The sequence below is a fragment of the Pseudoalteromonas holothuriae genome (assembly GCF_945859825.1).
GTDB lineage: Bacteria > Pseudomonadota > Gammaproteobacteria > Enterobacterales > Alteromonadaceae > Pseudoalteromonas > Pseudoalteromonas holothuriae.
On the sequence record NZ_CAMAPC010000019.1, the window covers coordinates 53591 to 77555 of the forward strand.

The window sequence follows — 23965 nt, forward strand, 5'->3', positions numbered from 1 at the left end:
GAAACAATGCTAAACTGCTGCATTCATAAGTTAGGACTGGCATTATTTAGAAAAGTTCAATGGGTTTTAAAAAAAATGCAAAAATTTATAACTTTATTGTCAGTACTGTTTTTTGTAACTGGTTGCGCCACCGCACCACCAAAGCAACCTCATGATATATGTAAAATATTTAAAGAAAAAGAAGATTGGTACTATGATGCGCGTGACGCTCAGGATAAGTGGGGGTCACCCAAGCATGTGCTGATGGCAATGATGTATCAAGAAAGTTCCTTCAAGCACGATGCCGCGCCTCCAATGGAATATTTTTTATGGGTGATCCCTATTGGTCGAGTTAGTTCAGCTTATGGCTATTCCCAAGCTAAAACTCCTACATGGAGTGACTATAAACGAGAAACAGGTAACTCAGGTGCCGACAGGGATGATTTTGAAGATGCCATCGATTTTATGGGCTGGTTTGTTTATAAAACCCATAAGGTAAATGGAATATCAAAGTGGGATGCGTATGCGCAATATTTGAATTACCACGAAGGGTGGGGTGGCTACAAACGAGGCACTTACCGTAAGAAAAAATGGCTAATGTCAGTTGCAAATAAAGTGAAACACAGAGCCAGTCGTTATGGTGCACAGTTAAAGCGCTGCGAAGATGACTTAGACAAAAACTGGTTTGAGCGACTATTTGGCTAATGAATAAGTTTGGAGATAGCGCGAGCTATCTCCGTACTTTCTAACTTGGCTCTTTCAATGCCCATCGTAGCATTTGCTTTAAATTTGGTTCTTTACCATACATAACCATACCTAGTTTAAATAAACGTCCAGCACTGACTCTAGTAAAATAGCAGCCAATTAAGGTACTGACTATGGCAATCAGAGTTTGCCAAATAGGAACGTCAATGAGTGCCATCTTCATAGGCATAACAGCAAATGCAGTTAGTGGAAAGTAGCTTAGTACCTCAACGAATGTACCACTTGGGCTATCAATTATAAAAAAACCAATGATCATAGGAAGTAGCGGTAATATCATAAAAGCCGTTTTTCCACTATGGTTTGGGTCATCGATGGCAGATGCAATAGCAGCCATAAATGCGGTTGCCATATATATTCCCAGTAACGCAAATAATCCTAGCCACGGCAACAAGTCAAAGTTAATCATAGATAAATCTAATGGCTGCCCTTTTAAGATAACTTGCATAAAAGCCATGACTAAAATAAAGCTGATTAACGTGCTTATCATCGCTTTTAAACTATGCAGCATTTGGCCGAATATTTTTCCGTCAATCCAAGTTTGTGCGCTCATACAAGCATATAGCTGCTCAGTCACTCGTTGCTGCTTTTCACCGGTGATCGATACAAAAATTTGCCCAAATGACATAAAAATGCCGATGATCATCAATACCAAAACGCCTATGGCTGTGGAGGATGACTGTTGCTCTTGACTCTTAATTTTTGTGTCTAGGTAGCTGTTTACCAAAGTAATAGGTTGTTGCAGTAACTCAATTTGTTGCGCCGTAATGTTTAAACGCTCAGCAAGTACTTTGGAGTAATGGGTACTTAGTACCATTTCAAATTCTTTTTGCCATGCCATTTTACCTACCGTGATCAGCTTAAATTGTTGTTGCTGATCTAATGTATTCATAGGTAGCAAAATACCATCTAGCTGCTTATTTTCTAGCATAGGGATTAGTACCTCGACGGCTTCGGAGCGTTTTTCAATTATAAAGGGGGCTGGCAGTTGGCTGGCCGAGAAATTACTCGGCACGGCTATAACATATTTGTCTGGAGAAAATAGTGCGCCACTTTGCGAAAAGTAAATAAATAGCCCCACACATAGCATGATTACTTTGCTTAACAGCTCTTGCTTCCACTTAAAAAATTGCATGAACTCCCATTTTGCTACTAACAGAATTTGCTTGAATTTATGCTCCATGTTGACGTTGCTCCTGAGTAGGGTGCTGTGCGATGGCTTTGAGGTAAAGCTGGTGTAAATCCATAGTTTTACTTTCAATATGTTGCAATGTGCCCAATTGTGTGAGTTCTATGAGTTTAGTGTTTAAGTGCTTAGCATCGCTTAGTTCTATACGTATAGTATTGTTGTTTAACAAGGTGAGCCGTGAGCTATCAGCGTCTAACGTATTTAAGTTGATATCGGTCTCGTAACGTAAAACTAGCTCTGCACTTACCCCTATTTGCTGTTTAATCTCTGCCAATGAGCCCAGCAGTACTGTTTGGCCTTGGTTCATTAATAGCATTCGATCAGCTAGCTTTTCGACCATGGCCATTTGATGTGCGCTTAAAATAACTGTTATACCGCGTTGTTTTAGTTTTGCTAAAAAGGTAACCACTTTTTCCTGGTTTATTGGATCAAGGCCTGAGAAAGGCTCATCCAGTAATACTAATTTTGGTTCATGCAGAACAGCGCTGATAAGCTGTACTTTTTGCTGATTACCTTTTGATAGTGACTTTAACGGGTCATGCTGTCTTTCAATAAGCTCAAATTCATTTAGCCAAAAGTCAATGCGCTGCTTGGCAATTTGTTTATCAACACCACGCAATCTTGCAAAATACATTAAATTTTGTGTTAGGGTTTTTTCTGAGTATAACCCTCTGTCTTCTGGTAAGTATCCTAGTGCATGATGGGGAATTGCGGAATATGATCTCGCATCAAGATTTACCGTAATCGTGCCAGAGTCAGGGTGAGTAAAGCCAATCAGCATACGAACTAAAGATGATTTACCTGCACCATTGGGTCCAAGTAACGCGAAGATTTCACCCTCTTTTACACTAAAGCTCAAGTTATCAACCGCAGTCACTTGCTGGTAATGTTTAAACACATTGCAAACATTGAGAATTGGTTTTTCTTGCATACATATACCTGCTGAATATTCTTTGTAATTAAGAGTACCGCATTTTTGTATTAAACGAGCCATGTTAATACACTAAATTGTAAAGAGATTTTTCAAAGAAGCGTCACTTGCAGCGAAACAAGAATGCGCTAATGTGTTACTACGCTAAACAAGTGTATTTAAACTTATAGAAGCGATCACATTCATAAGTAACACAGCATACATCTATCAAACTCCGTTACTCACTACCTACCTTGCTGACAATGTATGTATTTTGCGTTTAGTTGCGTGGTAATGCCATGAAAGGACTAGATATTTAAGTACAGATACATGAGTATTGTAAATTGATGTGAATTTTTTGTTTTATTTAGTGTGCGATTACAAGGACCCATTATGAGTAAGCATTATGACCTAACCCTAGAGCAACCTGTGTCAGTTTGGAACAAAGAGTTGTCTTTACCTATTCGAGAATTATTTAAAAACTTAGGCAAAGCGGCTATATCTGGCGTTTTTGCCGATAGCAAAGGAATGTATGAAAATCTAGTGGAGGCGGGTAGTGTGATGGGGTTTGCTGACAAGCCAGCGCATGCCGCATGGGTTTTGGTATTTAAAAGCTTGCAAAATACTTTGTATATGTTGGTGCCTGACTATCAGGAGCTATTTGCAAGTAAGCTTAAGGATAAAGAGCTTGAGCAGCTCAGTCACAATATTGAAGAGCAAATCAGTCAGATTCCGCTTGGTCTTACTGTAGACTTTTTTACGCATCCAGAGCGATTACCCCTGTTTGAACATATCAAACCTGCCATTTTATATTGGCTAGAAAGCTTAGGTATGCGCACGCAAGATGCCGCGGGCTTTTTTGTCCGTTTGCAGCAAAGTTTTGCGTTAGCTCTACATAAAGAATGGAATGAAAACCGAGCAGGCTACCTTTGCATTGCGCAGCAGCTAGATAACCCATTTGCACAAGCAAGTAAAATAGAACAACGCTGGCAGTTGTATAACGCGTGGCTTCAAGAGCAAGTTAATCAACGTATGTTTGCCGAGGCATTTAGCTTGAGCCAGGTGTATGTAAAGCTCAATGCTTTTTACAAAGTTAACGCGGGCGATGATGAAGAGTTTGCTGAATATGGTAGAGCAAATAAATATCAAAAGCAGGTTGTTGACCTACACAACGAAATACAGCAGTGGGTAATTAATTTTGATAAAACATGCCCTGTTAGGGTGATAAGTGGAGGGCCTGGCTCGGGTAAATCGTCATTTGCTAAAATGTTTGCGGCACACATGGTAAAGCTGCGCTCTGATATTAAAGTGGTGTTTATACCCTTGCATTATTTTGACCCCAGCGATGACTTAATTCATTCTGTTGAACGCTATGTAGAGCTAGACACTTATTTACCCGTAAACCCGTTAAATAAAGAGTATAAAACACAGCGTGTGTTGCTTATTTTTGATGGGTTAGACGAGTTGGCAATGCAAGGTAAGTTAGCCGCAGAAACGGCCAATCATTTTGTTGAGGAGGTGCTCAATAAAGTCGCACGTTTTAATGATGCAGGCTACCAATGGCAGGCATTGATCACCGGCAGAGATATGGCAATACAGTCGGTTACAAGCAAGCTCAGAGGTTTGCAACAACAGCTGCATGTATTACCGTATTTTGTTGAGCAACGTGATGAAGGCGTTAGAGACAAAAAAGAGTATATTGATCCCAATAAGTTGTTAGAGCAAGACTTAAGAGATGTGTGGTGGCAAAACTATGGCCGAGCTAAGGGAATTGATTATCAGGGGCTGCCAGAATCGCTGGCCATCGAACAATTACAGCCTATAACACAAGAGCCATTACTGAACTACCTAGTAGCGCTGAGCTTTGAGCGTGGCGAAATCAATTTTAATGACACCATTACCCTTAACCAAATTTATCAAGACTTGCTAGATGCCGTATATGAGAGGCAGTGGGATGAGCATGGTAGCCATAAACAAGCGCGTGATATAGAAAAGCGGCACTTTATTCGAGTATTAGAAGAAATTGCATTAGCAGTTTGGCATGGAAATGGTCGTGTGGCCAGCATAGCCAAAATACAACAACAATGTGAAGCGAGCCGAGTAACTCAGTATCTTGATGTGTTTCAAGAAAGTACAAAGTCGGGTATTTCCCGTTTATTAACCGCGTTTTACTTTCGCCAAAGTGAGCAATTAGATGGGCAAGATAAAACTTTTGAGTTCACCCACAAAAGCTTTGGTGAATATTTAATAGCACGGCGGATTACCCGAGAAGTTAAACTTATTACTGATGAGATGAAGAGAAACATCGAAGACCCTGATACGGGATATGATCAAATCAGCGCCCTAGAACGTTGGGCAAAATTATGTGGCCCAACGCCCTTAGACAAATATGTATTCGGCTTTTTAGTGGATGAGATTAGTTTGCAAGATGACGATCGCGTTAGATCATGGCAGAGTTGCTTTGCCAACTTGTTTTCGCATACGCTACGTAAAAGTATGCCAGTTGAAAAACTAGGGCTTGGCAAGTTTTTAGATATGGCAAAATATGCTCGTAATGCGGAAGTGGCTTTATTGGCTGTGCATCATGGGTGTGCCTTGTTAACTCGTGTAGTAACTAATTTTAATTTTGAAGATGATACTTGTTTTTTATTATGGTTTAACAGAACGATTGGGTATGGTGATAAAGATGATATTGTCCCTGTTCAGTGTTTATCTTATATTCATTTCTCACATACAATATTACGGTTAAGTGACTTTGCTATTGGCAATTTTTTCGGGTCTGATATTAGTAGTGCTGATTTCTACAAATCTGAGCTTGACCATGCAGTTTTGGTTAATGTAGATGCATCTACTAGTGGTTTTTCTGAAGCAAGTTTATGCTTTGCTAATTGCTCCCATTCAAATTTCCAGCGTGCTGACCTCGAAAGTGCAAACTTTTTAGAGAGTCACTTTGTTAGCTCAGATTTATCTTTTGCGGACTTATCATTCGCGCTGGTAGTTCGCTCTAACTTTAGCAACGCCAAACTAGTCTCTGCGAATTTTTTGGAAGCTTCACTTAAGGACGCGAAGCTGATTAATGTTGATGCGAAACATGCAAGCTTCAATCAGGCTGATCTGGGTCAGGCCGATTTAACCAATGCAAATTTAACAGGTGCAGATTTAACAGGCGCTAACCTTAAAGGTGCAATCTTAAAAAACACCATCTTAGTTGATGTTGATTTAAGTGAGGTGGACCTTGAGGGCGTTGATTTATCTGAAGCTATTTTGGAATTGCCAGAGTAATAGTATTGGTTGTACTTTTAATGATATGTATATGTAATATTTACCAAACTGAATTATTTGCTGATGATTACCGTATAAAGTGGCCATGAGCTAATTTATATACATTAACAGGTTTAACCGAGCGTCATATGGCAAAACTGAACAAAGCAGCAATTTATCAACGCCTTAATAAGGTAGAAAAGGAAAAGGCATGTGAAGCAATTGATAATTTAGCCTGCAAAGAAGTGCCGGGGAATTTCGTTATACTGCTTGTGAGCCAAATCTTGAGCAAGTTTGCCGATGCGCTGTTAAACCCAAAAGTAACACTGCCATGGCTTATGCAAGGGCTTGGCGTACCTAGTGCATTTATTGCTTGGCTAGTGCCTATTCGTGAGTCTGGTTCTTTGCTTCCTCAGCTTGCTATTGCTGGTTATATCAAAACACTTGGTTTGAGAAAGTGGGTGTGGGTTATTGGTGCACTGATACAAGCCCTGTGTATTGTTTGTATGATTTTGATTGCATTGACATTAACGGGCTTGCAGGCAGGGTGGGCGTTGCTCGCAGTCTTAAGTTTATTTAGTTTGGCTCGTGGGTTTAACTCTATTGCTGGCAAAGATGTGTTAGGTAAAGTGATCCCCAAAACACAGCGTGGCAATATTGGTGGATTAGCTGCAAGCATGGCCGGGCTTGCAACCTTGTTATTTGCGCTAATCCTTGGTTTTATTCCAAAAAGTCAGCAACATCTTGCGGTGCTAATTGCGTTAACATTAGGTGCGGCAATGTGGCTACTTGCTGCTATATATTATAGTAAAATTGTGGAATACAAAGGTGCAATTAAAAAGGGGGAAAATGGTTTAAAGCTTACTTTATCTAAGCTTAAGTTGTTGTATCAAGATAAAGCGTTTGCACATTTTGTGATGACTCGAGGGTTTTTATTATGCTCGGCACTGAGTGCCCCATTTTATATTGTATTAGCCAGTCAAAACCAACTCAATTTACCTTTGTTAGCGACTTTTATGGCCGTATCAGGTGCCGCGAGTTTATTGTCAGCACCCTTGTGGGGCCGCCTTAGTGACCTTTCGAGTAAATATGTACTTATTCTAAGCGCTTGCTTAGCCACTCTAAATGGTTTGGTTGTATATCTTGTCGCGCAATACTCTCAAACGGTACTACAAAGCATTTGGTTTTTGCCTATGATGTATTTTTTACTGAGTGTTGCGCACCAAGGAGTTAGGCTTGGTCGAAAAACATATTTGGTAAATTTAGCGCAAGGGAATCAACGCACAGATTATGTATCGGTGAGCAACACGGTGATTGGCGTATTGTTATTACTACTTGGTAGTATTGGCTTTTTAGATAACTGGCTATCTGTGTCTGCACTTATTCTGATATACAGTTTGCTCGGGTTTGTTGGCGCCATCAGTGCAAAATTTTTGGTAAAACTTACGTAGTAATTTTGTAAATGGGCTTTCCTAGTTTGCTATAAAAAGGTACATTAACTTCAGTATTTTCAAATATTACCGAAGAGGCAGAAGGATGTTGAAAAAGATAATTGCTGTACTGTTATTGGTCATTGTTACCCCGTTTATTATTGCTTTGTTTATTGCTGATAGTTATCACGTTGAGCGACAAGTCGTAATCAAACAACCTGTTGAATCCGTGTTTTCTTATATAAAACACCTTAAAAACCAAGCAGATTACAGTACTTGGGAGCAAATGGACCCGAGTATGGAAAAAACCTATAAAGGGGAAGATGGCACGGTCGGCTTTGTTTCAGCTTGGCATAGTGAAAACCCAGAAGTAGGAACTGGTGAACAGGAAATTGTGCGAATTGATGAAAATAAGCGTATAGATTTTGAACTTCGGTTTATCGAACCATTTCAATCTACAGATCCTGCTTACATGACGACGGAAAAAGTGCCAGAGGGGACTAAGGTGACGTGGGGGCTCCACGGAAATATGGAGTATCCGATTAATTTGATGCTATTGGTAATGGATTTTGAAGCTGTACTAGGTGATGACTTGCAAACAGGGTTAGATAATCTTAAGGAGATTTTAGAGACTCCTATTTTAGAGTGACCTTGATATTTTTGAGCTAGATAGATATAAAAAAACCGCTCTAATAAGCGGTTTTTTTATATCTAGTTGTTAAGCGCGGTATAAATTAAACGACACCACGTGGTAAACGGCAATCATGGTCTTTGCTGGCAAGCTCAACAATCCATAGCTCTTCAGCGGTGTAGCCTTGAGTATTTTCTTTAATTACTTTAAAAGGAGCTGTTTTACTCTTAGCCTTGGTAGGAGCTGCATTGTTTGTTTTTGCTTTTTTAGCTGGTGCTGCTTCGCTAGGTGTCGCTGAACCAGAAGTTAGCTCTTCTGTTAATGCAGCTACGTCTGCTAGGCGTAGGTTTTTGCCGCCATCAATACTGTACCAACCAGGTTTGGTGGTAATTTCAGGCTTCTTGCCATGGGCAGTTTCGTAAGCAGCTTCAAAAGCGCTCAACACTTCAGTTTTATCTAGTTTACTCATCGTAGATCCTAGTCGGTATATACGCGGATACGCGGGATTTAAGGATAAAGAGTATTTATACCCATATTTAAGCAATTTTTCAATTTTTTAAGGGTTTTGCTTCCAATTTGTCATCACAAACGCCAAAATCTGGTAATTATTAAGCAAAAATATTGGTTATTTCATGAAGCGTTCAGATTTTACACAGATGTTGAGTGAGTTGTTAAAGCCCGATGCGATTAGAGATTTTGCGCCTAATGGATTACAAGTAGAAGGCGCTGAACAAGTTCAAAAAATCATTACCGGAGTAACGGCCAGTCAAGCACTGATAGATGCGGCAATTGCCTTACAGGCGGATACGATTTTGGTACATCACGGTTACTTTTGGAAAGGCGAGTCGCAAGTTATTACTGGCATGAAAAAACGCAGAATCGCTTCACTGTTGAAAAACGATATTAACCTTTATGGGTATCATTTACCGTTAGATATACATCCAGAGTTGGGTAATAATGCACAACTTGCAAAGTTGCTTGACGTTGAGTTGCTAGGAGGCCTTGAAGATGGTTCGAACAGTGTACCTGTATATGGTCGCTTGAATAGCCCAATGCCAGCTGAAAAATTTGCTGAGAAAATTGCTACAGCATTAAATAGAAAGCCATTAGATAATATAGTACGTAACAAACCAATCGAAACCATCGCTTGGTGTACGGGTGGTGGACAAGGTTATATCGACTTAGCTGCAAGTAAAGGTATTGATGCATATTTAACAGGTGAAGCATCTGAGCAAACTATCCACAGCTCAAATGAACAAGCGATAGATTTTTTTGCAGCAGGACACCATGCTACTGAGCGCTATGGAGTTAAAGCGCTGGGAGAGTATTTAGAGCAGCAGTACGGGTTAGATGTTACTTTCATCGATATTGACAATCCAGTGTGAGTAGCCAGAAAAACGAGGCGCGCTAAAGCGCCTCAGGGTTTATACCGCGACGTATCTTAATCCAGACTTTGCCAAGTACCTCATAATAATGCACCGTTATGGCTTTTAGGACGGTAATTTGGGCAATAAATTGTTTATATGGCGGTTGGCTTGAAAAACTATAAAATTGAGTCGGTGCAGGTATGGGTTCTACTCCCTGCGCTGCAAATAAATCGCTCGCACGAGCTAGGTGGCTTGCTGATGTTACTAAAGCGACCTTTCTATCAACTAGGTAAGGTGCTAATTGCTTAGCTTCATCTTTTGTATCTAGCGCATTAGGGTTGGAGCGAATACGTGATGAACTGATGCCTAAATCAATGGCTGTTAATTTCATTAAGTGAGCACTTGTTTGGCCTGAGACAATAAGTTGCGCATTTTTATAGTGGTGTGCTAAGCGTACCCCTTCGGTTAGCCTAGAGAGCGAACATCCGCCAAGTTGAGCATTGGCACTTAGGCGATTATTTGCATAGGCATCACAGCCTAATACCACAATTTTCTCGATATGAGAGTGCTTTTTGAGCTCAAACGCGCTGATTTTAGACTCTATCGGTGAAATAATTTTTCCGGCAATAAACGGTGTACTTATACACCAAGCAAATAAAACACTAAACCAAGCTATAAAGTACGACTTTTTATTGGTTTTACTCATAAACAATAAACATAAAGCAAGCACAATAAGCAGCAATGGTAATGGCATGAGTAGGCTACCGAGTACTTTTTTGACAACAAACATAAAAAACCCAATCGATTAGATTGGGTTTAGTTTAGTTAATTTGATATAAAAATAATAGCTTAACGATTATTGTTCTGCTTACAGGTATTTAAAAAGTGCCGGTACACCGGGTTGTCTTTCATGGTTTTTTTCATTGCTAAATACATGGGGCGATTGAGTCCTAGTGCGCCTAAGGGAATAGACTTAATAAGTCCTTGGCTTTCATAAGGGGTGACTAACCAATCTGGCAAAGCGGCAACACCCATACCCGCACTTACGAGCTGAAAAATTAATAAACCTTGATCAACCGTTTTAAGTGTGCCATCAAAGCGAGCGTTTTGAATAAAGTGCTTGAATATGTCTTGTCGTTCTTTCGGAATAGGGTATGAAATTATGGTCTCATCTTTTAAATCAAGCGCTGTTACATAGGCTTTTTTGGCAAGTTCATGATCGGGCGAGACAATGAGTTTTAATTTAAAATCAAAAAGGTGTGCATATTCAAGTTTGTCTTGTTCTCGCATATCTGACGTCAGGACAAGGTCTAAATCATCCTCTAATAAGTCAGGAATAGCGTCATAGCTAAAACCACGCTCATAATCGACCTTAATATCGGGCCAAAAGTTATTGAATTCTTTTATTGTTGGCAATAACCAATGGAAGCATGCATGACATTCTACGCTAAGTCGTAACTGCGAAATAGGTTGGTTTAAGCTTTCTTTTAAGCGACATTTAGTCGCTTCCACGCGAGGTAAAATTTCACTAGCAAGTTCAAGCAACAGCATACCTTGAGGGGTAAACCGAACAGGCTGAGTTTTGCGTTCAAATAACTGGCAATCTAATTTGTTTTCTAAATCTTTAATTTGATGTGATAAAGCTGATTGCGTCAAGAACAACTCACGGGCTGTATTAACGAGTGAACCGGTGTCTTTAAGGGTCGAGATGGTTTTCAGGTGCTTTATGTCGATCATCTTTAATAAATCTCATTATCAGTGTGAGTTAAACTCAGATTGCTTTGCCGAAACCCTAGTTATTACCTAATAGTAACGCCTAGGTGTCTACAAAACTAGCAATCGATGATTAGTTTTTAACAAAATCACTATAACACTATTGTTGACAGCGTTGTCATTCTTTATTTAACTTTTTTACAAAAAAGACAAATTAATTTTATTCATCTTGTCCTTAAGCAATGTCTGATATTTACTTGAGTTATCTCAATGTCTAAAGCAAATAAGTTACATGCTTATATTGATAGGGCCATCTCTGTATGAGTAAGCAAAAACTGCATAGCTTCATCTGCTGGCAGTGGTTTTGAGACCATAAAACCTTGTCCGAATTGACATCCTTTACGTTTTAATAGCGCCCATTGCTTTGGGTTTTCTATACCTTCAGCAACCACATTTAAATCTAATGAGCGAGCTAAAGATAAAATAGCGTCTATCAGTGGGTTCTCTTTGTGAGTTAGCTGATCTACAAAGCTTTTATCTAGCTTTAACACATGAATGGGAAGTTGGTGCAAATAACCTAAAGCGGAATAGCCAGTACCAAAATCATCTAAGTATAGCTTTACACCTAAAGGTGCTAGTCCTGTAATGATTTGAGTTGCTAACTTTAGGTTCTCTATTAATCCAGATTCTGTGATCTCTAAACACAATGAACCATTGGGTAACTGATGGTCGATATAAAGTTGCTGCATATAGGTAACGAAATCGAGACTGGCAAAGTGTCGTGATGATACGTTCACTGTGACACGTGTCATCGGGTAGCCAGCTTGTCGCCATAGCTTTAATTGTTGCGCGGCTGAGCGTAACAGATGTAAATCTAAATCAATAATTTGACCAGTCTGCTCCGCAATGGGTATAAAATCATTGGGAGGAACTAACCCATTTTTGGGATGGTGCCAACGGACTAAAGCTTCAAAACTGACTACATGTGGGTCGTTGAGCGAAAAAATGGGCTGAAAAAATAACTCAAATTCACTATTTCGAATGCCATGTTGTAAGTCATTTTCAATGTCTGCCCGGCGTTTAAGCTTTTTACGCATGGCATTATTAAAGTAGCATACTTGCCCACGACCACGAGATTTCGCCTCGTACATAGCAGCGTCAGCTTGTTGCAGCAATGTAATTGCATTGTCGGTGGCATTGCCAGTATAAGCAACGCCTATACTGGTAGACGCTTGTAACTTATGGCCATCAATGAGTAAAGGCTTGGCAATTGCTTCATTCACTCGCTCTAATGCAAGCGCTACCTGCTCTTTATCTTTGACATTCTCAATGAAAATCGCAAATTCATCCCCACCTAGGCGCGCGAAAGTATCTGTGCGGCGAATACACTCTTTAATGATATTTACAATAGCAACTAAAAATCGATCACCCACATCATGTCCGAGTGCATCATTAATACTTTTAAACCGATCAAAATCTAAATAAAGTAAGCAATGCAAATTATCATTCTTAGCTCTTTCTAAAGATAAAATAGCATGTTTAACACGCTCTAATAATAAGTAACGGTTTGCGAGCCCCGTGAGTTCATCGTGTAGTGCTCTATGCTCTAGTGCTTGGCGTGATAATTGTCGATCAATTGCCATACTTACTTGGCGGCTAATATAAGTCAAAATTGATAAGTGATGATGATGAAACGCTTTGTCTAGGGTATAGCTTTGAATCACGATCACCCCTTGATACTGTTCATTAACAGCAAAAGGAACGCCTAGCCAAGACTTTGGTGATTGACCGACCATTTTAAAGTGGCCCATATCAATGTGGTGCTCAAACTCTCTACTGTTGCATAATAATGGCTTGCCTGATGTCAGGGTATAATAAGAGGCCGTGTGCTTTATTTGTGATTTAGAGACACGTTGATGGGCATTACACTTGGTCTTGTTTTCAATCAGGTAGTCTATTTCTAATATATCGCTATATCTATCGTAAAGACCAATGAAAAAATTTTCTGCAGGTAATTGGCTATTGATGATTTGGTATAGTTCATCATAGAAAGCTTCTAAGTCTAAAGAGCGGTAAGTGATATTGGCAATTTTTAATAGGCATTGTTCTAACTGTTGTGCTTGATTTAATTGTTCAATAGTTGTTTTGAGATTATTAAGAGTTTTAACTTGATTGATTTTTGCGCTCAACAAATGTGCAACAGTTGAGAGGATTTGCAAGTGGCCTTGACTAAAGTAGTCGCGTTTTGGATGTTCACAATCGATTACTCCAATAAGCGTGTCTTCGTATATTAGAGGCACGCAAATCTCAGATAAAGCCGGGCGGTTATCAGCAATGTACATAGGTTCAACAGAGACATCTCCAGATACGAATGCTTTACCAGTACGCGCTACGTGGCCAGTAATTCCTTGCTCAATTGGAATTTTAGTTTGTGCGACTTTATAATCGCTGCTTTGCTGTGCGACGCCCATGCTCGCAACTTCTTCTAAAAACTCGTTCTGGTCATCAGCAAGATAAATTACACAATCTACAAACCCTAAGCGGCTCACTACCTGAGATGTAACATAATCAAATAGCTCATCTAATTGGGTGATTTGCAACAGCGATGAAGAAAACTGATTAATGATGCTGAGCTGCTCAGTTTTTGATTCTAATTTGTTTTTTGAAAGCATGTACATCGCTCATCGATACAATTACCAACAATTTAACTTACTTGAAAGGTAAACGACATATTATTGCGAAAAAATATTTTTTATCAGAAAAAACCCAACGAGTGTATTTCGCTGCTTTGATTAGCGTAAAAACTTTACTCTGCGCTTTGAACTGCCTATGATCGGACAAATTCAGCCGTGGAAAAGAGCAATGACAAGTAAAGTAGATTCCCTCACTATCACTAGACCTGATGACTGGCACGTACACTTACGTGACGGTGTGCAACTTAAAGATACAGTAAGAGATATAAGCCGTTATATGGGGCGTGCTATTATTATGCCGAACTTGGTGCCTCCAGCTACTTGTACAGATACTGCACTGGCGTATCGAGCGCGTATTTTAGCGGCGCAACCTCAAGGCAACTTTCAGCCATTAATGGTGCTTTATTTAACAGACAAAACAACGCCTGAAGAAATAAAAAAAGCTAAAGCAAGTGGGCACATCGTTGCGGCAAAGTTATACCCTGCAGGTGCAACAACGAACTCTGATTCCGGTGTTACAGACATCGAAAAGGTTTTTCCTGCTTTGGCAGCAATGCAAGAAGTAGGCATGCTGCTTTTAATACATGGAGAGGTAACGGACTCATCTATTGATATTTTTGATAGAGAGAAGGTTTTTATAGATACTAAGCTGGCTAAAATTGTTGACTCATTCCCAACACTTAAAATTGTCCTTGAACATATTACAACCAAAGATGCGGTTGAATTTGTACAAAAAGCGTCAGACAATGTTGCTGCAACCATTACCGCACATCACTTGCTTTATAATCGCAATCACATGTTAGCGGGAGGGATAAGACCGCATTATTATTGCTTGCCTATCTTAAAGCGTAATATTCACCAGCAAGCTTTGATAGAGGCTGCTACAAGCGGCAATAAAAAGTTTTTCTTGGGCACAGACTCTGCGCCACACGCCAAAGACAAAAAAGAAGCGGCTTGTGGTTGTGCAGGAGCTTATACTGCACATGCTGCATTAGAGCTTTATGCTGAAGCTTTTGAAGAAGCAGGTGCGTTAAATAAACTAGAAGGATTTGCAAGCCACTTCGGGCCTGATTTTTATGATTTACCTAGAAACACCGATACTGTTACGTTGAAACGTGAAAGCTGGACGACACCACAAAGTTTTCCTTTAGGTGATGATCAGGTTGTGCCAATTAAAGCAGGTGCACAGGTAGATTGGAAAGTTATTGCTTAAATGAAAATAATTTATACAGTATATAAAAAACGCACGCTTTAGTGCGTTTTTTATGCCTTATTTTATTATGAATTTTGAGTAAGATTTGTACCGTTTGTTATTTTATATGTTAGGCTTAAAGGGCTTTGAGTTTTTGCTGTTCTATGGATGTAAGAGTTGCGGTAAGGAAGCTTCATTGGTTAACTAATAGTAATATTAGCTAGTTAATGAGCGTTATGTATTTTTTGCTGTATTTATTATTCCGACAAATTGCGGCGTAAGCTCAAGGAGGAAGCCGTTTAGGCAAGTGTTAAATTGATCTGACTTACAGGAATAATAGGTATGTCTAATTCTAAAACAGGTAAAGTAAAGTTTTTTAATGAATCTAAAGGCTTTGGCTTTATTGAACAAGATAATGGCCCTGATGTATTTGTACATTTTAGTGCTATTTCGGGTGAAGGTTTTCGCACTTTAACTGATGGGCAAGCGGTATCGTTTGACATCAAACAAGGCAAAAAAGGCCCCGAAGCAGAAAATGTAGTGGCTATATAAAACTTCATTTTACCTGAGGAGTAACGCATAGTTGCTCCTATTTTATTTCCTTTCACCTCCTTCTTCTTTAAATTAACTTATATTATTTGCTTTATTATATTTATATGTAAAAATATAGTAATCAGAATATAATTGTAATTTATATCTGGTTTAGACATACCTATGTTAGGTATTTTTCAAAAATAATTTAAGAGTAATATCAATGCGTGAAATTAAATCTTTTATAAAATCTGCAAATTTTAGTGAGTTAGAGAAAGCAGCCGAATTAATTAATGAGGCAATTGAATCTCAACGTGAACAGCAGCAAGTAAAAGAGGAAGTATTAGCACTGATCAAGGAAAAAGGTTTAACTCTTGACGATCTTGTGTCAGGCGCACCTGTTGATAAACGCGCAAAAGTAAAACCTAAATACAGAATTGAAAAGGATGGCCAAGTATTTGAATGGACAGGCCGTGGTAAAACACCAAAAGCATTTTCTGGTGTAAATTTAGACGACTATACAGTTTAATTGTTTAAATTAGCATAATATTTCTTGAAAGGCTCTAATTGAGCCTTTTATCTTCTCTACCTTATTTATTATGTGTATAATAAATTATCGTATCTCAGATGTCAGAGGTGCATATCTATACACTCAGGCCTTATCAACAAGAAGCGGTTAATAACACCATAGCTCACTTCAAACGCAGCAGCGACCCTGCGGTAATTGTGTTACCCACTGGTGCAGGTAAAAGCTTGGTTATTGCTGAGTTAGCTCGCATTGCCCGGCATAAAATACTGGTGTTGGCTCACGTTAAAGAGTTAGTTGAGCAAAATGCACAAAAGTATATAAGCTTTGGTTTATCAGCGAGTATATTTTCAGCAGGTTTGAAACAAAAATCCTTATCTGAGCAAGTAACCTTTGCAAGTGTGCAGTCAGTTTCAAGAAGCTTAGAGCAATTAAATGAATTTTATTCGTTGGTGATTATAGATGAATGCCATAGAGTAAATGATGATTCCCAAAGCCAATATCAAAAGGTAATTACGGCATTAAAGGCGTACAATGCAAAGTTAAAAGTGCTTGGCCTTAGTGCGACACCTTATAGATTAGGAATGGGGTGGATATATCATTATCATTATCATGGTTTTGTAAGGGGAACAAAAAGTAGTCCATTTAAACTCTGTATTTATGAGCTACCTTTACGGTATATGATTAAGAATAAATACTTAACACCTCCTAAAGAAATAGACCCCGCAATTTCACATTATGACTTTTCTGCTTTAAAAACTGATCAGTTTGGTATTTATTCACAAAATGATATGAATACATTGCTTGAATCGCAAACGCGTGCAACTTATAGCATTGTTTGTCATATTATTGAGCAAAGTAAACACCGCCAAGGGGTGATGATTTTTGCTGCTACAGTAAAACATGCAAAAGAAGTATTAAGTTATTTACCGACCGAAAATGCTGAGTTAATTATTGGTGATACTAAAAATATACAAAGAGATAATATTATTAAATGCTTTAAAGATAAAAAGTTAAAGTTTTTAGTAAATGTATCTGTATTAACGACAGGGTTTGATGCACCTCATGTAGATTTAATTGCCATATTAAGGCCCACTGAGTCTATTAGCTTGTATCAACAAATTGTTGGGCGAGGTTTACGGTTATCGGATCAAAAGACAGATTGCCTGATACTAGACTATGCAGGCAATAACTTTAACTTGTTTCATCCAGAAGTGGGGACAAAAAAGCCAAATACTGACTCAGAGCCTGTTCAAGTGCTGTGCCCCGGTTGCGGATTTGCCAATGTTTTTTGGGGTAAAACTAATGAGCAAGGTCAGGTAGTTGAGCACTTTGGTCGTCGGTGCCAAGGTTTATTAGATGACGAAACTGAGCAGCAACAATGTGACTATCGCTTTCGCTTCAAAGAATGTGACGCGTGTGGCAGTGAAAATGATATTGCTGCGCGGCAATGTTGGCAGTGTCACAGTGTTTTGGCTGATCCAGACGATAAACTGCGTGCTGCCTTAAACCTTAAAAATGCCTTGGTAATACGTTGCAGCGGGTTGAGTATAACTGAGTTGCAAGCGCATAGAGTTAAAGTGACTTACTTTGATGAGGATGGCGCAAGCTGTGATGAAATATATGATTTTGCAAATAGTAAAAGCAGATATGTGTTTAATCTAGACTATGGCAAACGTATAAAAGGCCACAACGCACAGATGAATTGGCAAAATGCTAAGCAAGTATATGAGATGCAAAATTTGTTAGTAGCTCCCGATTTTGTTATTGCAAAACAGCATAAAAAATACGGCTGGCAGGTAAGTGAAAAAATATTTGATTATCAGGGGCAATATCGAGTGGCCGATAAGTCATAGGGCCTGATTTAGGGCTCTATGACTTACCTAACTTATTCTGGCATCATAATACCCCAGCCATCACCGTAGCCTTCGTGTGAATTGGCGATGCTTTCAAGATACTGTTCTGTTTGAGAAAGCAGTTGGTGGTCGGGTACCATTTTAATTGACGAAATCACCTCCCAAACACTGGTATCTTTACATTGCTGCAAGTTAGTTTGTGGTGCGAGTTCGTCCTCTGAGATTGCCTCGATAAAAGATTCGGCTTGTGGCTTTTGCTCAAATAAAATGAAAAAGTCGACAGTATGAAATTGTGTTAGGTCAATACCCGCTTCTGCCATTTCTTTAAGAAGCAGGCCATTATCATCGTCTGGGAATTGCATATATAGGTCCAAGTAAATCAGTTGCCGTTATTGTCTGTTATTAGTGGTTAAATAAAAAGAGGTAACATGCAAATTTGTCGCTAATTGCGTACGTAATGTTCATAGGGCGTTATGTTTGCTTGTGATATTATTAGGCTCTTAAACTAACCTTGAGAATGAGTAGTAAGTGTTTAGAGTTGTTTTATTAATGCTTTGGCTGGCCTTTGTGAGTTTTAGTCATACTGTGAGCGCACAATCGCAATCGCAAAAAATTGAAATATTAGGTGTGGATGGTGAATTAAAAAGTAATGTTGAAGGCTTTACTCGTCGCTATCAAACGCAAACATTGAATCATCAGCAATTGCACAACTCTGTGTCACAAGCTCTGCAAGCTCTAGGTTACTACCATAGCCAAATTTCGTTAGAGGCAGAGCGTAACAATGAAACGCTTGTCATTAATATAAAGCCCGGTGAACCACTTAGCTGGAATGAAATAAATGTGCAAGTTGATGGTGATGCAAAGAAAGACACCGTTTTTTCAGTATTGCTAACTAAGCTACCTATTCAAGTTGACCAAACAGTCAGGCATGATTTTTATCAGCAGGCTAAATCAAACATTGAGAGCTTATTATTAGAGCGCGGCTATTTTGATTTTAAATGGCTTAGAAAGGAGATGTTAATCGACAAGCGCGCCCGATTGGCAAAGGTGTTTTGGCATTTAGACTCAGGTAACCGTTATCGTTTTGGTACGCTTAACATCAGTAAACAAACACAGGCTACACAGTACATTCAGTCTTTAGCAACGTTTGATCCCAAGTCAATGTTTGACAGTGCACTGTTGTCTGATTATACCCTAGCGTTAAATGCAACCCCTTATTTTCGCTCTGCAAAAGTTTACCCTTTACTAAATCGCAGGCAGAACGGATCACTGCCTATACGCGTTGAGGTAGTGGATAAACCAGCTAACAGCTTTGAAGTTGGAGGGGGTTACAGCACTGATTTAGGTGCGAAAGGGCGATTAAAGTGGACTAAGCCTTGGATCACAAATGATGGGCATTTTTTAGAGGGTAATTTGTCGGTTTCACAACGTCGTCAGGATATAACGGGCAGTTACACAGTGCCGGTATTAGACCCAAACAATGATGTATGGCGAATATTGGGCGGTTATCAGGTAAATGATGATCTTCAAGAAGGCATTGAGAGTAAAATTTGGAATATTCAACTACAGCGTCAGTGGTTAATTAGTGACAGCTGGGTGCGGACTGCTTTTATTAAACGAGAGCATGAAACAACTGAGCAAGAAGATAAAACCTTTAAAACGGAAATGCTTCTCCCTGGGATTAGTTATGCAAAAAAGCAAACTAAAGGGGGGACCACACCTTACTGGGCTAATGAGCAGCTTATTTCGTTAGAGGTTGCTAGTGACTCATTGGTGTCATCAACTTCACTGGTAAAAGCGCGCTGGAATAACGCTTGGCTTCGCAGCTATGAACAAAAGCATTTTGCCATTAGCCGTATTAATTTAGGTGCTATCGTGGTGGATGATATTAATGCAGTGCCATTTAATATGCGATTTTTTGCTGGTGGAGATCAAAGTATTAGAGGATTTGCATATCGTTCTGTTGGTCCAAAAGAGGATAATAAAGACATTGGTGGTAAATATTTAGCAACTGGGTCATTAGAGTATAACTATCAATTTTTGCCAAGTTGGCGGGCGGCTCTTTTTATTGATGCAGGCACCGCGACCAATGATTTTTCAGAGAAATGGTCTGTAGGGGCTGGTTTTGGCTTTCGCTACATTACCCCAATTGGCCCAATTCGTATTGACCATGCTTGGGGTGTTAGTAAAAAAAGTAAAAGCACACGTTTGAGTATTGTTATAGGGCCAGAAATTTAATGTTGTTTAGCGCACGTTTGAAAAAGGGACTCAGTGGTATCGCTGCAATTGCAGTGGTGGTTTTTTGTATTATTGCAACTGCACCAGGGCATCAATTGCTTGTTTATCTGGCAAATAAAACGGTTTCAGGGCTTGAACTCAAGCTCGCAGAGGGACGGTTATTGTCTGGTACGCAAATAGACATGACTTATAAAAATGAGCAAGTCTCTATTTCTGCCCAGCAGCTTCGGGTCTCGTTAGAGTGGTTTAGTTGTGCCACATTATGCATAGATGTTTCTGGTGAATCTATACAAGTGAAAGCAGGTACACTCGCTGAGGAGTCTCAGCAACCAGTACAAGAATCAAAGCGAATTAATGCACCTGTTCACCTAGGTATAAGAAATCTATCGGTCAGGCATTTTGAAGCGGACTTCAATGGACAGCATGTATCGTTTTCGCAGTTACATAGCCAGCTTCAATGGCAAGATGAGCAATTACTTATTAACAAATTCACACTTGATAGTGTGCATGTCACTTTGCCTGATGAACAAACAGAACAGACAAAAGCACTCCCTGAAAAAATCCCCGCGCTCGTATTTAAAGCCCCTTTTATTCCAATGAATGTGACCGCTCAAAAATTGAGAATTCAGCATTTTGAATTGCGACAAGCAAGTCAAACGACCAAACTTGATAATATTGCTATTGAAGCATCATTAGATACTGAGCAATTGCAATGGCAAACGCTTAATGCCGATATGCAAGACTTTAAATTGCGCTCGCAAGGTGCAGTATTTTGGTCAGAAAGTTTGCAGCTCAACAGTAGCACTGTGCTCAAAAGAGGGGATGATCAGTTGCTCCTAGATACCAATGGGTCACTATCCAAATTAGCTATCAAACTAAATAGTATGGGGCAATACCCAAGCGATGTTGAGGGGAACATTAACCTTGCTCAAGACAATTGGCCTTTTGATGTACAGCTTTTGGTCCACGATTGGCAGTTTTCTGGATTGTTACCAGCGCCTTTTGAGCGTTTAAAGCTGGAACAAGGCAAGTTTGATATTGAGGGAGATTTTAATGACTACGTTGCAAAATTAAGTATTAATGGAAATAGCTCTCCAGAGTCACCTTTTTCATCAAGTGCTAAGCTGCATGGTTCACTGGCAGAGGTAACTATTGATGATGCTCAATTGCAGTGGCGCGAAGCAGTGGCTGCTTTCTCGACGCAATTTAGTTGGCAACAAGGTATCAATGGTGAGGTCATTGCTGAGGTTACTCAAATTCCATTGACTCTTTTTTTGCCACAATACCCAGATACCAAACTAAACACACAACTTGCGATGAGCTTTGCTATTAATGATGGACAATGGCAAACGGACATCAAAACATTAGAACTTGATGGGGTATTACTTAACAAACCCCTAACTGCGGCCACTAAATTGCAGTTGAATCAAGATTTTCAAGGCAATCTTGAACAGTTTTCTTTTGCATATGGACAAAGCAAAGTCACATTATCTGGGCTACTAGGACAACAATTGCAATTATCAGGAAATGTAAATCTAGCACATAGTGCAGATCTACTTTTACCTGCTGATATTGAAATGTCTTCAGATATTGTTGTATCAGGTAATCATAAAACGCCAAGTATTGAACTTCATGCTGACTTACAACATGTAAGATATCAGCAGGTGCAGCTGATAGATGCACAGTTGGACTTCTTTTTAGATGGTGCGAGTCGCTGGGAAACAGATGCTAAGTTACAAGCTAGCCGAATTGAAGTAGAGCAACAAGCGATTCAAAATGCGACTGTGTCAGTGCAAGGTGATTTGTTACAGCATACACTTGAAATAAAGACGCAAGGTGATGCACTTGTTGATGTGAAGTTGCGCGGTAGTTTGCAAAATGAACAATGGCAAGCTGTGTTAACTGATGCCAAGGTTGATTATCAACAGTATCTATTTGAGTTGTTAGAGCCTGCGCAAATCTATTTATCGCAACAGGAGGCTAAATTTGATAAGCAATGTTGGGTGTTACTAAATAGTGAGGCTTGTTTTTCTGGCCAACAAAACATCATCACCGGTCATGGCCATGGCGATGTTAAAATCAGCCAATTATTACTTAGTGACATCAATCCGTGGCTTGGAGATATTACTAAGCTTGATGGTTCAGCGTTCGGCGGTGTGTCATTTGATTGGCAATCTGGCAAGCTCACTAAAGCCGATGGGAAATTGCAATTTCAACACACCCAAGTTATTACAACAGAGGGCGATGTAATGCACACACTGCCTATCGAGACGCTCAATACCCAGTTAGTGAGTAGCGAGGAGCTTGCGACATTAGATTGGCAAATAGAGTCTTCTTTATTAGGGCGATTACAGGGAGAAATGCAATTGCCTTTAATCGGTAAAGCTAAACCAAAGGCGATTGTTGAAATTGTTCATATGTCGCTTTCTCCTTTGTCCCCAGTGCTGAGTAAAAGTTTGCATCAGCCATTTAACCTTGCAGGTGATATTAGTGGCAAGGTTAACTTAACGGGTGACTTACGTAGCCCACATGTAGCGGGGCAGGTCAACATTAAAGAGATAGCGCTGGCAAGTCCCGTCTCTCCCATTACTTTGATGTCATCTAGTGTAGATATTACGTTTGATGCAAAGCAAGCAAATATACATGGCAACATGCAAGCTGAACAAGGGGGGACTTTATCGCTTGATGGGCAGCTCTCTTGGGCAAATAAATTGGCTGGCAAAATTAAAGCGCAAGGGGATAATTTTTTAATTGCGCCTGAAGCAAATGTGGAAGTGTCTATTTCTCCGGATATTCTGTTTGAATATAGTGAGAATAAAGCTTCAGTGACTGGAAAGTTGTTTATTCCATTTGGTCGAATTGAGGTAAAAGAGATCCCCGTGGGGGTAGTGCAAGTTTCTGAAGACCAAATTATTGTTGATGCACAAAGTAAGCGCTTAAGCCGCTCTCCAATTGATTATAAAGTTGATATAGATGTGCAAGTAGGAGATGACTTTAGGGTTAAGGCGCTTGGTTTAGATAGCTATATAGCAGGTCGTATAGATGTGGTGAAAATGCCTGCGAGTCCATTGTTAGCAAGTGGAGAGTTGTCATTAAATGAAGGACGGTACCGTGCCTTTGGTCAAGACTTGCTGATAAAAACAGGCTTAATAGGGTTCAATGGCGCGTTGGATAAGCCGTATTTAAATGTACGTGCTATTCGCAACCCGGAGGTGACTGCAAATGATGTAGAGGCTGGTATCGAGCTATCGGGGAGTATCTCAAAGCCAAGTTTTTCAGTCTATTCACAACCCGCGATGGACCAATCCCAAGCGCTTGCTTATTTGCTTAACGGAGAACCGCTGGGGGAAGGCGAGAGTTCAAACAACACGATTTTAACGCAGTTACTATTATCACAAGGCTTGAATCGAAGTGAGGGGCTGGTGGCAAAAACGGGAGAAAAGCTGGGCTTTAGTGATGTGTCTCTTGGTGCAAGAGGCAGTGGTGATTCGACCAAAGTTGAAGTTTCAGGTTATTTGACGCCCAGTGTACAGGTGAGTTATCGCGTTGGCGTATTTGACTCTTTGAGTGAAGTGGCAGTGCGCTATCGAGTATTCTCTAAACTCTACATTGAAGCGACAAGCGGTTTGTATGACAGTGTTGATTTATTATATAAATTTGATTGGGATAACTAGTTAACAATTTAAA

Annotated in this window: 18 protein-coding genes; 11 read left to right on the plus strand and 7 right to left on the minus strand. The window is 39.7% G+C overall.

What is annotated here, in order from left to right; all coding sequences use genetic code 11:
- The first annotated feature begins 75 nt into the window (after positions 1–75).
- Positions 76–684: a transglycosylase SLT domain-containing protein gene (locus tag OCI93_RS17705; protein ID WP_261594271.1), complete on the plus strand. Its 609-nt coding sequence runs from the start codon at positions 76–78 to the stop codon at positions 682–684.
- Positions 685–724: 40 nt separating this feature from the next.
- Here the strand turns inward: OCI93_RS17705 and OCI93_RS17710 are convergent, their stop codons facing one another.
- Positions 725–1924, minus strand: a complete 1200-nt coding sequence (locus OCI93_RS17710) for an ABC transporter permease (protein WP_261594272.1) — start codon at positions 1922–1924, stop codon at positions 725–727.
- Positions 1914–2861 carry an ABC transporter ATP-binding protein gene (locus tag OCI93_RS17715; protein WP_261594273.1) on the minus strand — a complete coding sequence of 316 codons (948 nt, stop codon included), beginning with the start codon at positions 2859–2861 and terminating at the stop codon, positions 1914–1916. Before OCI93_RS17715 ends, OCI93_RS17710 begins: the two co-directional genes overlap by 11 nt.
- 372 nt (positions 2862–3233) lie before the next feature.
- On the opposite strand from OCI93_RS17715, the gene OCI93_RS17720 reads away from it, so the two are divergent.
- The 3 genes from OCI93_RS17720 (at position 3234) to OCI93_RS17730 (ending at position 8180) form a co-directional block, all read left to right on the plus strand.
- Positions 3234–6122: a pentapeptide repeat-containing protein gene (locus OCI93_RS17720; RefSeq protein WP_261626951.1), complete on the plus strand. Its 2889-nt coding sequence runs from the start codon at positions 3234–3236 to the stop codon at positions 6120–6122.
- A gap of 128 nt (positions 6123–6250) precedes the next feature.
- Entirely contained in the window at positions 6251–7552 is a 1302-nt protein-coding gene (locus OCI93_RS17725; RefSeq protein ID WP_261626952.1) for an MFS transporter, read from the plus strand.
- A gap of 85 nt (positions 7553–7637) precedes the next feature.
- Positions 7638–8180 carry an SRPBCC family protein gene (locus OCI93_RS17730; RefSeq protein ID WP_261594276.1) on the plus strand — a complete coding sequence of 181 codons (543 nt, stop codon included), beginning with the start codon at positions 7638–7640 and terminating at the stop codon, positions 8178–8180.
- Between the two features lie 85 nt (positions 8181–8265).
- On the opposite strand, the gene OCI93_RS17735 is transcribed toward OCI93_RS17730, so the two are convergent.
- Positions 8266–8631 (minus strand): hypothetical protein, encoded by a 366-nt coding sequence (locus OCI93_RS17735; protein WP_261594277.1) that lies wholly within the window; start codon positions 8629–8631, stop codon positions 8266–8268.
- A 163-nt stretch (positions 8632–8794) separates the two neighbouring features.
- On the opposite strand from OCI93_RS17735, the gene OCI93_RS17740 reads away from it, so the two are divergent.
- Positions 8795–9547 (plus strand): Nif3-like dinuclear metal center hexameric protein, encoded by a 753-nt coding sequence (locus tag OCI93_RS17740; protein WP_261594278.1) that lies wholly within the window; start codon positions 8795–8797, stop codon positions 9545–9547.
- Positions 9548–9569: 22 nt separating this feature from the next.
- Here OCI93_RS17740 and OCI93_RS17745 read toward each other — a convergent pair whose 3' ends face one another.
- The 3 genes from OCI93_RS17745 to OCI93_RS17755 all read right to left on the minus strand — a co-directional run bounded on the left by OCI93_RS17745 (position 9570) and on the right by OCI93_RS17755 (position 13914).
- On the minus strand, positions 9570–10319 hold the full coding sequence (locus OCI93_RS17745; RefSeq protein WP_261626953.1) for a YdcF family protein: 750 nt from the start codon (positions 10317–10319) through the stop codon (positions 9570–9572).
- 59 nt (positions 10320–10378) lie between these two features.
- A complete protein-coding gene (locus tag OCI93_RS17750; RefSeq protein WP_261594280.1) occupies positions 10379–11266 on the minus strand; it encodes a LysR substrate-binding domain-containing protein in 888 nt (295 codons plus the stop codon).
- A 272-nt stretch (positions 11267–11538) separates the two neighbouring features.
- Complete coding sequence (locus tag OCI93_RS17755; RefSeq protein WP_261594281.1) at positions 11539–13914, minus strand: bifunctional diguanylate cyclase/phosphodiesterase; 2376 nt, start codon at positions 13912–13914, stop codon at positions 11539–11541.
- A gap of 190 nt (positions 13915–14104) precedes the next feature.
- Here OCI93_RS17755 and pyrC point away from each other — a divergent pair, with 190 nt between their 5' ends.
- From pyrC to OCI93_RS17775, 4 genes are all read left to right on the plus strand, one after another.
- Positions 14105–15148: a dihydroorotase gene (gene pyrC / locus OCI93_RS17760; protein ID WP_261626954.1), complete on the plus strand. Its 1044-nt coding sequence runs from the start codon at positions 14105–14107 to the stop codon at positions 15146–15148.
- A 321-nt stretch (positions 15149–15469) separates the two neighbouring features.
- Positions 15470–15679 carry a cold-shock protein gene (locus OCI93_RS17765; protein WP_261594283.1) on the plus strand — a complete coding sequence of 70 codons (210 nt, stop codon included), beginning with the start codon at positions 15470–15472 and terminating at the stop codon, positions 15677–15679.
- Positions 15680–15881: 202 nt separating this feature from the next.
- A complete protein-coding gene (locus tag OCI93_RS17770) occupies positions 15882–16187 on the plus strand; it encodes an H-NS histone family protein (RefSeq protein ID WP_261594284.1) in 306 nt (101 codons plus the stop codon).
- Positions 16188–16285: 98 nt separating this feature from the next.
- Positions 16286–18040, plus strand: a complete 1755-nt coding sequence (locus OCI93_RS17775) for a DNA repair helicase RadD (protein WP_261594285.1) — start codon at positions 16286–16288, stop codon at positions 18038–18040.
- 32 nt (positions 18041–18072) lie between these two features.
- On the opposite strand, the gene OCI93_RS17780 is transcribed toward OCI93_RS17775, so the two are convergent.
- Positions 18073–18402 (minus strand): ribonuclease E inhibitor RraB, encoded by a 330-nt coding sequence (locus OCI93_RS17780; protein ID WP_261626955.1) that lies wholly within the window; start codon positions 18400–18402, stop codon positions 18073–18075.
- A gap of 166 nt (positions 18403–18568) precedes the next feature.
- On the opposite strand from OCI93_RS17780, the gene OCI93_RS17785 reads away from it, so the two are divergent.
- Both OCI93_RS17785 and tamB read left to right on the plus strand, forming a co-directional pair.
- On the plus strand, positions 18569–20278 hold the full coding sequence (locus OCI93_RS17785) for an autotransporter assembly complex protein TamA (RefSeq protein ID WP_261626956.1): 1710 nt from the start codon (positions 18569–18571) through the stop codon (positions 20276–20278).
- A complete protein-coding gene (tamB, locus tag OCI93_RS17790; protein ID WP_261626957.1) occupies positions 20278–23952 on the plus strand; it encodes an autotransporter assembly complex protein TamB in 3675 nt (1224 codons plus the stop codon). The genes OCI93_RS17785 and tamB overlap by 1 nt, the downstream gene beginning before the upstream one ends.
- Positions 23953–23965 lie beyond the last annotated feature (13 nt).

Coding starts and splice junctions, on each gene's coding strand:
- OCI93_RS17765 (WP_261594283.1), top strand. CDS start 15,470: ATGTCTAATTCTAAAACAGGTAAAGTAAAGTTTTTTAATGAATCTAAA.
- OCI93_RS17705 (WP_261594271.1), top strand. CDS start 76: ATGCAAAAATTTATAACTTTATTGTCAGTACTGTTTTTTGTAACTGGT.
- OCI93_RS17770 (WP_261594284.1), top strand. CDS start 15,882: ATGCGTGAAATTAAATCTTTTATAAAATCTGCAAATTTTAGTGAGTTA.
- OCI93_RS17755 (WP_261594281.1), bottom strand. CDS start 13,914: ATGCTTTCAAAAAACAAATTAGAATCAAAAACTGAGCAGCTCAGCATC.
- OCI93_RS17715 (WP_261594273.1), bottom strand. CDS start 2,861: ATGCAAGAAAAACCAATTCTCAATGTTTGCAATGTGTTTAAACATTAC.
- OCI93_RS17745 (WP_261626953.1), bottom strand. CDS start 10,319: ATGTTTGTTGTCAAAAAAGTACTCGGTAGCCTACTCATGCCATTACCA.
- OCI93_RS17780 (WP_261626955.1), bottom strand. CDS start 18,402: ATGCAATTCCCAGACGATGATAATGGCCTGCTTCTTAAAGAAATGGCA.
- OCI93_RS17720 (WP_261626951.1), top strand. CDS start 3,234: ATGAGTAAGCATTATGACCTAACCCTAGAGCAACCTGTGTCAGTTTGG.
- pyrC (WP_261626954.1), top strand. CDS start 14,105: ATGACAAGTAAAGTAGATTCCCTCACTATCACTAGACCTGATGACTGG.
- OCI93_RS17750 (WP_261594280.1), bottom strand. CDS start 11,266: ATGATCGACATAAAGCACCTGAAAACCATCTCGACCCTTAAAGACACC.
- OCI93_RS17775 (WP_261594285.1), top strand. CDS start 16,286: ATGTCAGAGGTGCATATCTATACACTCAGGCCTTATCAACAAGAAGCG.
- OCI93_RS17730 (WP_261594276.1), top strand. CDS start 7,638: ATGTTGAAAAAGATAATTGCTGTACTGTTATTGGTCATTGTTACCCCG.
- OCI93_RS17725 (WP_261626952.1), top strand. CDS start 6,251: ATGGCAAAACTGAACAAAGCAGCAATTTATCAACGCCTTAATAAGGTA.
- OCI93_RS17740 (WP_261594278.1), top strand. CDS start 8,795: ATGAAGCGTTCAGATTTTACACAGATGTTGAGTGAGTTGTTAAAGCCC.
- OCI93_RS17710 (WP_261594272.1), bottom strand. CDS start 1,924: ATGGAGCATAAATTCAAGCAAATTCTGTTAGTAGCAAAATGGGAGTTC.
- OCI93_RS17735 (WP_261594277.1), bottom strand. CDS start 8,631: ATGAGTAAACTAGATAAAACTGAAGTGTTGAGCGCTTTTGAAGCTGCT.
- tamB (WP_261626957.1), top strand. CDS start 20,278: ATGTTGTTTAGCGCACGTTTGAAAAAGGGACTCAGTGGTATCGCTGCA.